General features: G+C 60.2%; 10 protein-coding genes. 7 read left to right on the top strand and 3 right to left on the bottom strand.

The genetic code is table 11. The annotated features are described in order from the left end of the window. The first annotated feature begins 222 nt into the window (after positions 1-222). The 3 genes from HMPREF2528_RS08885 (at position 223) to secA (ending at position 4,781) form a co-directional block, all read left to right on the top strand. On the top strand, positions 223-963 hold the full coding sequence (locus HMPREF2528_RS08885) for a ComF family protein (protein WP_246823926.1): 741 nt from the start codon (positions 223-225) through the stop codon (positions 961-963). Between the two features lie 209 nt (positions 964-1,172). Continuing rightward, a complete protein-coding gene (gene hpf / locus HMPREF2528_RS08880) occupies positions 1,173-1,814 on the top strand; it encodes a ribosome hibernation-promoting factor, HPF/YfiA family (protein WP_239665130.1) in 642 nt (213 codons plus the stop codon). 351 nt (positions 1,815-2,165) lie between these two features. Continuing rightward, positions 2,166-4,781: a preprotein translocase subunit SecA gene (gene secA, locus HMPREF2528_RS08875; RefSeq protein ID WP_070543761.1), complete on the top strand. Its 2,616-nt coding sequence runs from the start codon at positions 2,166-2,168 to the stop codon at positions 4,779-4,781. Between the two features lie 113 nt (positions 4,782-4,894). Here secA and HMPREF2528_RS08870 read toward each other — a convergent pair whose 3' ends face one another. Next, a complete protein-coding gene (locus tag HMPREF2528_RS08870; protein WP_070507575.1) occupies positions 4,895-5,548 on the bottom strand; it encodes an Rv3235 family protein in 654 nt (217 codons plus the stop codon). A 109-nt stretch (positions 5,549-5,657) separates the two neighbouring features. Further along, positions 5,658-6,590 (bottom strand): LysM peptidoglycan-binding domain-containing protein, encoded by a 933-nt coding sequence (locus HMPREF2528_RS08865; protein WP_070507664.1) that lies wholly within the window; start codon positions 6,588-6,590, stop codon positions 5,658-5,660. Between the two features lie 208 nt (positions 6,591-6,798). Between HMPREF2528_RS08865 and HMPREF2528_RS08860 the strand changes: the two genes are divergently transcribed. Next, positions 6,799-7,452: a hypothetical protein gene (locus HMPREF2528_RS08860; protein WP_049349479.1), complete on the top strand. Its 654-nt coding sequence runs from the start codon at positions 6,799-6,801 to the stop codon at positions 7,450-7,452. A gap of 191 nt (positions 7,453-7,643) precedes the next feature. Here HMPREF2528_RS08860 and HMPREF2528_RS08855 read toward each other — a convergent pair whose 3' ends face one another. Then, positions 7,644-7,877 carry a helix-turn-helix domain-containing protein gene (locus HMPREF2528_RS08855; protein WP_044150292.1) on the bottom strand — a complete coding sequence of 78 codons (234 nt, stop codon included), beginning with the start codon at positions 7,875-7,877 and terminating at the stop codon, positions 7,644-7,646. Between the two features lie 363 nt (positions 7,878-8,240). Here HMPREF2528_RS08855 and HMPREF2528_RS08850 point away from each other — a divergent pair, with 363 nt between their 5' ends. The 3 genes from HMPREF2528_RS08850 (at position 8,241) to HMPREF2528_RS08840 (ending at position 12,508) form a co-directional block, all read left to right on the top strand. Beyond that, the gene (locus tag HMPREF2528_RS08850; RefSeq protein WP_012903218.1) at positions 8,241-8,933 is read left to right on the top strand and encodes an SAF domain-containing protein; all 693 of its coding nucleotides are present in this window, start codon (positions 8,241-8,243) and stop codon (positions 8,931-8,933) included. Beyond that, a complete protein-coding gene (locus tag HMPREF2528_RS08845; protein WP_070543760.1) occupies positions 8,930-10,609 on the top strand; it encodes a CpaE/TadZ family protein in 1,680 nt (559 codons plus the stop codon). Before HMPREF2528_RS08850 ends, HMPREF2528_RS08845 begins: the two co-directional genes overlap by 4 nt. Before the next feature lie 324 nt (positions 10,610-10,933). Continuing rightward, entirely contained in the window at positions 10,934-12,508 is a 1,575-nt protein-coding gene (locus HMPREF2528_RS08840; protein WP_070543759.1) for a sensor histidine kinase, read from the top strand. Positions 12,509-12,577 lie beyond the last annotated feature (69 nt).

The following is a 12,577-nucleotide window of genomic DNA, read 5'->3' as shown; positions in this document are numbered from 1 at the left end:
TAGCGGGGAGCGGCGCGCGCGGAAAGGTTGTTTTTGGTGAGTTCAGTACAGCGTGGTTTGAACGAGCCCGTGAATGGGTCCTGGAGCAAGTCTCTGACCGGGCTTGCGGGCGCTCTCAAGAGCGCCAGCGGGGCTTTGGGCGAGGTATTGATGCCGCGTACTTGCCCGTGCTGTGCGGTGCCGGTCGCCTATGGGGCAGGCTCGCCACTGTGTGAGGCTTGCTTGCCGCAGTTGCGTTCGGCGTTGGCTAAGGTGGAGCGAGTATATGCTCTGCAACCTCTTGATGGCGCGGCTGCTCCCGAGGTGCGTGCGGCATCCCGTTATGAGGGGATCATGCCGCGTGCCCTGTTGGCGTTGAAGAATGCGGGCCGTACCGACCTGCTGCCCCTGTTGGGAGAGGGTTTGGCGCGTAGCGTGTACGAGCTTCTTCGGGCGCATCGGGTTGAGCTTCAGAGCGTACCGGGGTCTTCTATCTCTTCTGTGGGCACCTCCGCCGCACCGGTTGAGGTTCTGCTGATTCCGGCGCCGTCCTCTGCCCAGAGCGTGCGCCGCCGCGGCTATGCGCCGGCGAATCTTTTGGTGCAGGAGGCGGCGCGTCAGCTTAATAAGCGTCTGCCTGCCTCGGTGCGGGTGCGCGCTGTGGACGTTATCGGGTACGTTCCTCGCGGTCGGCGGGGGAGCGGCGCCTCCCTATCTTCTCGTGTGGGTGCTTTTCTCCTTAGCGCCTCTGAGACAAAGAATGAGCAGAAGAGCCTGGGCGCTGTGGGGCGTGCCGAGCGGATGCACGGTGCCTTGCGCGTCATGGAGCCTGCCCTGTGCACGGGTCGGGTGAGCGTTATTTGTGATGATGTGGTGACCACCGGTGCGACCGCCTCTGAGATGGTGCGTGTGCTACAGGAATCCGGTTCGCGGGTGCTGGGCGTGTGTGCTGTGGCGGCGGTACCGAAAAAGGCTCAGACATAGCGTTTCTTGTAGTTAGTTGCAAGAGATACACGATTTTTGGCGAATAAAGTTCGCAGACGGACGAATAGCTATTATTTAGGCTAAATATTTGTCATATCTAGTGATATGAAACATGTTTCGTACTAGAATATAGACAAGGGAACGGCATTGGAGTCGAACCCCCGTACCGGGTCCAGCCGGACGCGGTATAAGCCCCCAACCTGGAGGGAATGATCGTGGAAGTCAACATCTACGGCCGCAATATCAAGGTCACCGAACGCCTGGAAGAGTACGTGAGCGAGAAGGTTCAGAAGTTCGCTCAGCTCGGCGATAACGTGAAGGACATCGACGTCAAGTTCAGCAAGGACGGTCACCTGGGTGGCGAGTCCATCCGCGTTGAGATTACCGTTGTTGGTACTGGTCCTGTCCTCCGTTCCGAAGCCCAGGGTCACGACAAGTTCGCGGTCTTCGATGAAACCTACGGCAAGCTCCTGGAGCGTCTGCGCCGTGCACGTGACCGCCGCAAGCTGCACAAGCGCGGTGGCAAGCACCCCGTCTCCGTGGCGGACGCTACCGGATCGATTCCCGTGGTTACCGAAGCAATTACCGAGATTCTGCTGCCGGATGTTCCGGTTGAAGAAGCAGCATTCGATAACAGCGAGGTCACCCTCGCCGACGAAGCCGCATCTCCCATCGAGATTCGCCACAAGAGCTTCAAGGGCGAGCGTCTGACTCCCGCAGAAGCTGTTGACCGTATGGAACTGGTCGGCCACGACTTCTACCTGTACATTGACAGCGAGACCGGCGCACCGGCTGCGGCATACCGCCGTAAGGGCTGGAGCTACGGCATCATTACTCTGGACAACGAGTAAAACTAACGTACCTGCTGGCTGCTGAGGCGTAAGGCTCTTTAGGGGTCGTACTCAGCGAGCAGGCTCAAGACCCGGGCGGTCTGGGAACACACACCGTGTTTCTCCAGGCCCCCGGGTTTTTCTTTGCCCTCCACACAGCCGTTCCTTTAGGCGGACGGGTCGGCTCTGCCTCAACCGGAGGGTGAAAGATTCGAGTGTCACCAAATGTCACCTCGTGGGCGCACAGCGTAAAAAAGAGCTCGGACGGGCGAATTAGGCGGCTCTGCCATACAATATGTAGGAAGGCCTCACCGCGCGCACTTTCGCGCGCCCTTGGTGAGGGTACCGAAACAAGCAAGGAGTAGAAGCTCAGTGGCATCTTTCTTGGAGAAAATCCTCCGAACCGGCGATAAGAGGGTTCTGCGACAGCTCGAAGCGTACACAAAGGCGGTGAACTCGCTCGAGGACAGCTTCTCATCGATGACCGATGAGGAACTGCGAGCAGAGACCGACAAGTTCCGCGAGCGCGTCAAGGACGGCGAATCCCTCGACATTATGCTGCCGGAGGCCTTTGCGGTGGTCCGTGAAGCATCCAAGCGTACCCTGGGCAAGCGCCACTACGACGTGCAGCTCATGGGTGGTGCAGCGCTGCACCTGGGCAACATTGCCGAAATGAAGACCGGTGAGGGTAAGACCCTCGTTGCGACCCTGCCCGCGTACCTGAACGCGCTGAGCGGCAAGGGCGTGCACATTGTGACCGTGAACGACTACCTGGCTGAGTACCAGGCGAACCTCATGGGTCGCGTGTTCCGCTTCCTCGGCATGGAGTGCGGCGTGATTCTGTCATCCATGGAGCCTGACGAGCGTCGTAAGCAGTACGCCGCAGACATCACTTACGGTACGAACAACGAGTTCGGCTTCGACTACCTGCGTGACAACATGGCGTGGACCGTGGAGGAGCAGGTTCAGCGCGGCCACAACTTCGCCATTATCGATGAGGTGGACTCCATCCTGATCGATGAGGCGCGTACCCCTCTGATTATTTCCGGCCCCGCAGCCGGTGAGGCGAACCGCTGGTACGCAGAGTTCGCGCGCATTGCCGCGACCCTGCTCAAGCGCGGTGAAGACTACGAAGTAGACGAGAAGAAGCGCACCGTCGGTATCCTCGAATCCGGCATTGACAAGGTGGAAGACCACCTGGGTGTGAAGAACCTCTACGAATCCAAGAACACCCCGCTCATTGGCTTCCTGAACAACTCCATCAAGGCGAAGGAGCTGTTCACCAACAACAAGGACTACGTGGTCATTGACGGCGAGGTCCTGATTGTTGACGAGCACACCGGTCGTATTCTGCCGGGCCGCCGCTACAACGACGGCATCCACCAGGCGATTGAGGCGAAGGAAGGCGTCGAAATCAAGCCTGAGAACCAGACCATGGCGACCGTGACTCTGCAGAACTACTTCCGCATGTACGACAAGCTGTCCGGTATGACCGGTACCGCAGAAACCGAAGCGGCAGAGTTCATGAACACCTACGAGCTCGGCGTGGTGCCCATCCCCACCAACAAGGGTGTGCAGCGCATCGACAACCCCGATAAGGTGTACCGCGACGAAATCGCCAAGTTCAAGGCGGTCGTCAAGGACATTAAGGAACGCCACGAAAAGGGCCAGCCGATTCTGGTGGGTACCGCAAGCGTGGAGAACTCCGAGTACCTTTCCCGCCAGCTGGCGAAGGCAGGCGTCCGCCACGAGGTGCTGAACGCAAAGAACAACGAGCGTGAGGCTGCTATTGTTGCGCAGGCGGGCCGTAAGGGCGCCGTCACCGTGGCAACCAACATGGCTGGTCGCGGTACCGACATTATGCTCGGCGGTAACCCCGAATTTGAGGCCGTCGAGAAGATGCGTGAGCTCGGCCTGGACCCGAACACCAACTCCGAGGCGTACGAGGCACGTTGGCCCGAGGTCCTGAAGGCCTGCGAAGACGCCGCTAAAGAAGAGCACGATGAAGTCACCAAGCTCGGTGGCCTGTACGTGCTCGGCACTGAGCGTCACGAGTCCCGCCGTATCGACAACCAGCTGCGCGGTCGTTCCGGCCGTCAGGGTGACCCGGGTGAGTCCCGCTTCTACCTGTCGCTGACCGACGAACTGATGCGCCTGTTCAACACCGGCATGGCAACCCGCCTCATGGCGGCAGCCCCCGAGGACTCCGCACTGGACTCCAAGATCGTCAGCCGCGCTATCGCTACCGCCCAGTCAAACGTTGAAGGCCGTAACGCTGAACAGCGTAAGAACGTGCTCAAGTATGACGACGTGCTCAACCGCCAGCGCGAAGCGATCTACAAGGACCGCGGCCGCATCCTGCACGGTGACGACCTGAAGGAACAGATTTCTGGCTTCGTGGACGAGGTGCTGACCACCATCATCGACGCGCGCGTCGCTGAAGGCCACGCCGAGGACTGGGACTTCGACGAGCTCTGGAGCGCCCTCAAGCAGGTGTACCCCATCTCCATCACCGTGGACGACCTCGCTGAAGACGCTGGAGACCGCACCAAGATTACTCGCGACCAGATCGTGAAGGAAGTCCTGGCGGACGCACACCTCATCTACGATGAGCGTGAAAAGAGCGTCGGCGAAGAGAGCATGCGCGAAATCGAACGCCGTGTCATGCTGTCCGTCATCGGCGAGCGCTGGCCCGAGCACCTGTACGAGATGGAATACCTCAAGGAAGGTATCGGTCTGCGTGCGATGGCTCAGCGTGACCCGCTGGTCGAGTACCAGCGTGAAGGCTACGACATGTACCAGTCGATGCTCGGCGCGATCCGTGAAGAGACCGTGACCTACCTGTTCAACCTTGACCTGTCCAAGCAGCGCACTCAGGCTTCTGCCGTGCGCCTGGCTGAGCCTTCGCGCCCGAAGTTCCTGCAGTACTCCGCCCCGGATGAGGACGGCCACGAGCAGGTTCACGTGGAACGCTCGAAGGACAAGTAGCCTCAGCGTAAAAGCTGAAATGCTATAGACCTAGCAGAGAGGGTGCGAATCCAACACTGGATTCGCACCCTCTCTGTTTGTCTGTGTGTTTTGTAGGGGAAGCCGGGGAAGCCTTAGTCTTCGTCCAAGCGGCTCTGCGGCTGCTCAATTGCGGTAATCAGCCACATGCCGTGAATCAGGCGCATCTGCATGGTCACCACGCGCACCTTATCCGCACAACGCAGTAGCGCCACCACCTCGTAGAGCTCCTCGTGTACCTTCTGCGCTCGCACCCGCAACAGAACCGGCGGAAGGGTCAACAGCATCTCCTTGCGCACCTGACGCGGGTTCTTCGGGAAGAATGGCAACAGACGGTGGAAACAATCCGCTGACACCCACTGCGCCAGCTGCTGACGCGAACGACGAGCCGACATGATCTCCAGGTAAGCAATCGCCACACCCGCGCAACGACCCTCCAACTGGCGAGCTAGCGCATCCGCCGGACGCAGCGGGCGGCCCCTCTTCACTACCTTCGGGCGCTGAGCCGAATGCTGCTCATAACGCGGCAGAGGAAGCAGCGAATAAACCGAGGGACTGTTGCGCCTCTGCACCAGAGTCATCGTGCCCTGCCCCTGCTCGGGGAGCGGAGCCACCTGCTCGGCAGCCACCGGCTGGGAGGCGCGTGCCGCCTGACGCTTCGAGTACGGGCTGGCAGACTGGTTGTCGCGGGAGGCAGGCTGATGCGGCGGGGTCCACGGGGAACGGGGGAGAAGGTTGGAGAAGCTCATGACGGCTCCTTTCGGTGCAGAGGCTTTCGGTGTAGGGGTATGTGAGGTGAGTTGAGCGAACGAAAGACTGTTGGGATGAGGTGGAATGGGGTGGAAGACGCGGGTGAGGTTAGTGAACGGGCTGTTCGGGGATCTGTAGAACCTGCCCCTCGTAGAGCAGCTCAGCGTTCTGACCCAGAGCGTCCTTGTTCGCCTCGTAAATGTCGAGGGTGTAGTCGTAAATGGTGGAGGCGTCGGTGCCTTCGCCCAGCTGGTCGGCGGCAATCGACCAGAGCGTATCGCCCGCCTGAACCGTGTAAGAGTAGGTGCCCGCCTCGGTGCGGGGAGGAGAAAAGAAAGGGCTACGGTCCTGCAAGTAGCCTGCCGCCTCCGAAGGCTCGGGAGCCAGGGGAATATTGGGAACCTCAGCAGAAAGGGTCAGGGGAGTAGCGGACTGATTCGGGGCGGTATCGGAGAGAACCGCATCTGAGCTGGCGTCTGCCGCCGCGGTAATCGATGAATCTGCTGCCATAACTGCTGAAATGGTTGTCTGCGGTATGCCCTCCGCGCCGTTCAGCCCCGCGTTGCTGGGCGTAGCCACCGTAGCTTGCGCGGGAGCCAGAACCGCCCCCACTCCGAGCGCCGTGCCGCCGAGCGTCAGAACGATGCGGCGCATAAAACGCGGACGGAAAATCGCCGGAACCTGCAGCACAGCGCGGTCAGCGTTGCGGCTCGAAACTCGCAGGGAACGAGCGTAGAAGAGCGCGTAGATAAAACTGATGAACCACCAGGCGGTAATGAGGATTGCCGCCGCGCCAGCGCAGAGCAACGAAGCGTCAGCAAGAGGGTGCGCCGAGGGGATGCGGTGCAGGTTCACGCTCAACGCGCCCAGGACCGCCGCGGAAAGCAGGGGAGGGGCGATGAAGAGCAGAGCGTCCTGGTAGTTAGCCTTGGTGCTGGTTTCATGACCTGCGTCAGCGCCAGATGCCAGAGGAGTAACGGACGCAAGGGGATGCGAAGCGAAGGCTGCGGGGGTTGAACCCGGCGTGGAAAGATGGTCCACAATGACCTCCAAATGGTGTGTTTGATGTGTTTTGATGTTGCTTCATTTATACAGGAAGTCGTGTTAAAAATGAAGCAAAACGCATCAAAATGTATAAAAAACATGTAATTTGGTGGAATTTGCTTCAAAAATTAGGCTCAAGAATCATTGCCCGACCAGAAAAACACCCCGGTTCGTATCCGCATCCATCCTCAGGTAGGGTCATAGCATGAGCATGGAAAAGTTCCTACGAGACATTGAGGCGCGCCTCGCCTCCGAACGCGCCTGGGATATGGAACAAGACGCCCGCCAAGTCGCCCGCGTCCACTATTCAACCATCACCCTCGACGACCGCCTCCTCGCACAAGTTGGCGGCCCCATCCGTATCTGCGCCACCGACATGCAAACCTACGAAGGTAAGCTCGAAATGGTCGGCGAAGAATGGGTCAGCATCGAAGCGCGCGGCGAGAACATCATCATCCCCTTGCGCGGAATGCTTTGGTGGGAAGGCGGCATAGCTCCCGGACGCGCTGATGTTCGCCCCGAACGCTACCGCATGAAAATCCAGCTCGCCCTGCGCTCCCTCGCCATGGCACGCGAGCCCGTCCGCCTCTCCCTCGAAGGCGGCACCGTCAGTTACGATGGCGTGATTGAGCGAGTTGGCGCCGACTTCCTCGAATTGCGCCTGCTCAACGGTGGACAGTACCCGCGCATCCACGAACGCGACCAGTACGCGCGTGCAGCCTACGGTGCGCAGGGAGGTTACGGGCAGGCTGGTTATGGTCAGGGCGCCTCCGGCTACTCCCGTGCACCTCGCGGCGCTGGCGTGCGCACCATTCCGCTGGCTCGTATTAGCGCAGTTATCGCCCGTATCTCACGCTAAAAGCACGGGGTAAATAGTGGGCAGTTCAATTTGTGGGAACGCCCATAAAAACGCCTCGACAAGTATAAATTCCCTTATAAAAGCAACAATAAACACAAAAAGGTCCGCCCCTCTCCATTGAAATCTCAATGAGAGGAGCGGACCTTTCTAAAACCACTCGAGCGTTGCGCCCGCGAGGTGCATGTCGAATGCTACTCAGCCTTAGCCTTTGCAGTGAGCTTGCCGGAAGCAATCGCCTCCAGAGTCTGCTCGTGGCGCTCAGTAATGTACTCTTCAAAACGAGAGCGTTCAATGCGCCACTGGTTACGTCCACCAATCTGAATGGCGGGAAGTTCGCCGCTACGCACCAGAGCACGCACCTGCGAAAGCGAAACCTGCAGCTCCTCGGCAACGTCGCTCAGAGTGAGGAAACGAGGTGCAGTCATCGAATTATTCCTTTCCGTGAGTGAAATCCTGGGCCCCTTAGCCACCGTTAGCGGCCTTATACATAGAGTCCATACGGAACATCTATTGAGTACTTTCAGTATATGTCATCACCATGAAATTTGCGCACAAAAAGCCTTATATGAGCTGAAAAGTTATCTAATTACCCATTCAAAAGGGGCAAGACTCAAAAATATTTCATAAACGCGACTCTTGTTGAGAGCGAGTACTAAATGAAATATGCTGTTAGAGTTAGTGCCAGAATCCAGTCAAAGCACTATCGAAAACACACCACTCGCTCATCGGTCAGTTGAACAACACCCGGAATCACCGCCGGCTTCCGCACCGAAAGGCACAACCACATCATGCGCATACGACAGAACGCGACGAAGCGTTCCACCCTCACCGAGCCCCACGCCAGGCGCCTCAAAAGGCCCACCGTCAAGGACTGGCGATTCATCCTCGGTGTACTTCTCGTGCTCGTCTCCATCACTGGCGTGCAGCTCTACGTGCAAGCCAACAACAGCAAAACCGAGTACTACACCGCCAAAAGCGAGATTCGCCTCGGCGAGAAGATCACCGAAGACAAACTAGCCCGAGTCGAAGCGAACATCGACTCCGCCAACGATAAGTACTTTACCCGCGCCGACGCCGCCCAGATGAACGGCAAAATCGCGATTCAGCGCATCCCCGCCGGTAACCTCATCAGCAAGGAATCCGTAGGCACCGAAACCTCCCCGGGCCGCCGTCTCGCCACCGTCAGCATTGACCGTGCGGCAGCCTCCGCGCTGAAGGCGGGCGAGCGCGTGGACGTGTGGACCTCCGGCCCGCGCAACCCCGACACCAAGAGCGATAACCGCACTGAAAACGGCGCCCGCGCCATCGTCACCAACGCCGAAATCGTTGCCGTAACGGTCGACGAAGGCGTGCTCGGCGCCAACGGCAAGGCAACCGTGCAGCTGTGGGTCAAGGAAGAAGCCCTCGCCGCCCTGGTCAAGGAAAGCAATAGCGACTCCAAGATCAGCCTCATCCCCGGCACCTACGGGGAGGGCCAGTGAACATCCCTGTCATCCTCTACGGCGATGACGGCTCGCTCCTGAACCGCATCGAATCTCAGCGCGGCCGCGTCTCCGTGGCGCGCACCGTGCAGGACTTCAGCGAAGCCGTGGGCATGGCACATACAGGCATCGCCCGCGTACTGCTCTGCGCCCACGTGCCCGCCGAAATGAGCGCCTCCACCGTGGACGCGCTCGCCGCCTCCGAAGTGCTCCTGGCGGTTATCGCCCCGGACAACCTGCCGCTGCCTACGCAGGCGCACCGCATCCGCCCCGAAGCAGCCCTCGAAGAAATCCTGGGTTCGCTCGAACAGGCGGTGGATGCGGCACTCGCCCGCCCCGCGGTAGGCTACGGCATTCCCGCGCAGATCCCGGCTCAGCCGCCCGTTCAGCCTGTTATCCACCGCCCCGAGGCTGCCTACGGTCAGGACGCCGGTTACGGCTACGATGCAGGCTACGGCTACGACAGCGGACACAGCGGCTACGGTCAGGATTACGGCGCTGCTGGCCATGGGGCGGGCGGCTACGGCTACGACCCCGCCGCGGGCGCTGGCTCAAACACCGCCGCGCCCTACGGAGCCGACTACGGAAGCTACGGAATCGACCCCGCGGTGCCCGCCGGAAACGCACCCGGTGCACCCGGCGTACACGACCCGGCAGAAGCCTCCTCCGTTGCGCCCAGCAACGAAGAATCCGTGCTCAGCCAGGCCGCCGCCATCGTCGACTCCTTCGCACCCGGCAGTGACTACGCCCTGCACGTGCAGAACGAGAACAACGACGGCACCCTGCCTCAGCACCCGGACATCAACCAGGATCCCGCCGCGCCCTCCCGCTACCAGCCCGGCCACCGCCTCGGCACAATTGTGACCGTCTGGGGCACCCACGGTGCACCCGGTCGAAGCACCATTGCCTTCAACCTCGCCGCCCTCGCGGCGCAGCAGGGCCAGCGGGTCTGCCTCATTGACGCAGATACCTACGCGCCCAGCCTGGATGCGCTCATGGCGCTCGAGGATACCGGCTCCGGCCTGGCAATTCTCTGCTCGGACGCCGACCGCGCCCAGCTCGACGAGAAAAAAGCCGGCGCCATTATGGAGCGCGTGCCCCTCAAAAACGGCACCTTCGACTTCTTGAGCGGCATCACTTCCTCCTCGCGTTGGCCCGAGGTGCGCGCCCGCGCCTTCGCCGAGGTACTCGAATGGCTCAAGCACCGCTACGACCTGGTCATCTGCGATGTTGCCGCCCCCATCGAGGTGGACGAGGAACTGACCTTTGACGGCCCTGCACCGCGCCGTAACGCCGCGACCCTCACCGCGCTCGCCTGCGCCGACCGCGTGATTGCGCTGGGCGAAGCGGACGTCATCGGCCTGCCGCGCCTGATTAACCTCGCCCGCGAGGTGCAGTCGCGACCGGATCTTTTCGCTCCAGAAACGGATGTGCAGTACTGGCTCAACCGCAGCCGCCGCGAAGCCGCCGGGTTCAACCCGGAGGCGAAGATGCGTGATAACTGGGCGCGTTACCTGTCGGTTCCGCTCACCGGCGTGATTCCGTACGAGCGTAAGGTCATGGACCGTTTGCGCCGTAACGGTGAAGCGCTGCTGGAGGTGTCGCCCCGCCACGCGGTCGTGCAGTCCCTGGAGGCGATGCTTGAGGGCATGTACGCAGTACGCCCCGGTGCGTAAGCCCGTCAGATAAATCCGTCAAATAAGCTCGTCAGATAAAACTAGCGCTGCTCAAAGACCCGGCTTGTCGGAGTGCCCCGTTCAGAGGCTCCGACAAGCCGGGTTTTCTGCGTCTTACGCATATTTAGGGTAGGGGAGTGGTGCGAATGCCTCACTGTACAACTGAGGGGTTCATCTCATCTCAGGGCGTCATATTTGCGATTAAAAGCGCACTCCAAGAAATGCTCTGTAAACTATTCCACGTATTGTCGTTTGAATGGGATTTGCGGCGAACAAACCGTAAAATGGTTGAACACACCCGAACTTAGGGAAGCACACAAACATATGTCTTTTGCAGAAGGAATTATGAGCGCCTGCGACTTCGGTCCCGGCGACACTGAACGCGTTCACCTCATCATGGGCGAATGGCAGGTCATCTCTGACATCGCCCAGAGTGACCTGGTTCTATGGTTCCCCACCGACTACGTTGTTGCCGACGGCAGCTCCCCGGACGCCGTATCCGGTCCCAGCGAAACCAGTACTTTCCGTGCCTTCGCGCACGTGCGCCCCTCCAATGTCCGAACCCTCTTCCACCACGACATCATCGATCACGACATGGAAGACGGAATCCGCGACGAAGCATACCGCGTCTGGATTGACCAGAACATCAGCACCTACACCGACGAAGGAAGCGGTGAGGGTGTTGGTGCCCGCCCGCGCATACACGTAACCTTCGTGCCTATCGTGCGCAACAACCGCACCATTGCGTTGCTGACCAGCCACAAGATTGCCACACCCAGTGGCTACCCCTCCATCAGCGACGAGGTCTACGAATATACTGCCGACACCATGCTCTCCATGGTGCACTCCGGCCTGTGGCCCGACCCCCTCGCCCAGGGAAATAACACCCAGGGCAACCCCCGCGTGATCGACGGCATTATTGTGCTTGACCCCTCCGGCCGTGTGGTCGTCGCTTCCCCGAACGCGAACTCCATGTACAACCGCATGGGCATGACCGGCTACCTCGAAAAGCAAAACCTTGCCGATGTCACCCGTGCGATGCTTCCTGCCGGTGAACAGGCAGACGAAACCCTGCAGCTGGTCCTTGCCGGTCGTAGCGACCTGCGCACCGAATTGGTTATTGCCCGTGCTCGCGTGACCATGCGATCCATCCCGCTGCTGGTGCAGAGGCGCGCCCGCATCGAGCGTGAGGGCGCCGTGATTCTTTGCCGCGACGTGACCGAGTTGCGCCGCCGCGAACTGGAACTTATGACCAAGGACGCGACTATCCGCGAAATCCACCACCGCGTGAAGAACAACCTGCAGACCGTGTCCGCTCTACTGCGCCTGCAGTCACGCCGTATGACCACTGATGAGGCACGTCAGGGCCTGGAGCAGGCGATGCGCCGCGTGGCAACGATTGCTACCGTGCACGAGGCGCTTTCGCAGGGCCTGACTCAGAACGTCGACTTTGATGAGCTGATTGAGCGTCAGTTCCACCTTGCCGCTGAGCTTGCTTCCCCCGGTCAGCACGTGTCTACCAAGCTGATTGGCTCCTTTGGGTCTTTGCCGAGCCAGTTCGCTACCCCTCTGGCACTGGTTATCAACGAGGTTGTCGCGAACGCTGTGGAGCACGGCCTGGACGGCGAGACCGGCACCGTGACCCTTGAGGGTATTCGCGGCATCAACGATGAGGGTGAGAACATCCTCACCGTCGTGATTACTGATGACGGTAAGGGCATGGGCGATAAGAAGATTGAAGAGTCCGGCCCGAACGCCTACCGCCCGGTGACCGGTAAGGAAGGCCTGGGTATGCAGATTGTGCGTACCCTGGTGGCAAGCGAGCTGAACGGCTCAATCCGCTGGGAGGCTAACGAACCGACCGGTACCCGCGTGGTCATCACCGCGGTGCTCGTCTAAGCCCCTTCTCGTATGACATATAGAACTGCCGCCGCCCCGAGTACGGGGTGGTGGCAGTTTGCTGTCTAG

It is taken from the genome of Rothia sp. HMSC078H08, from assembly GCF_001808955.1.
Classification (GTDB): Bacteria; Actinomycetota; Actinomycetes; order Actinomycetales; family Micrococcaceae; genus Rothia.
This window is presented reverse-complemented; position numbering and strand designations above follow the sequence as displayed.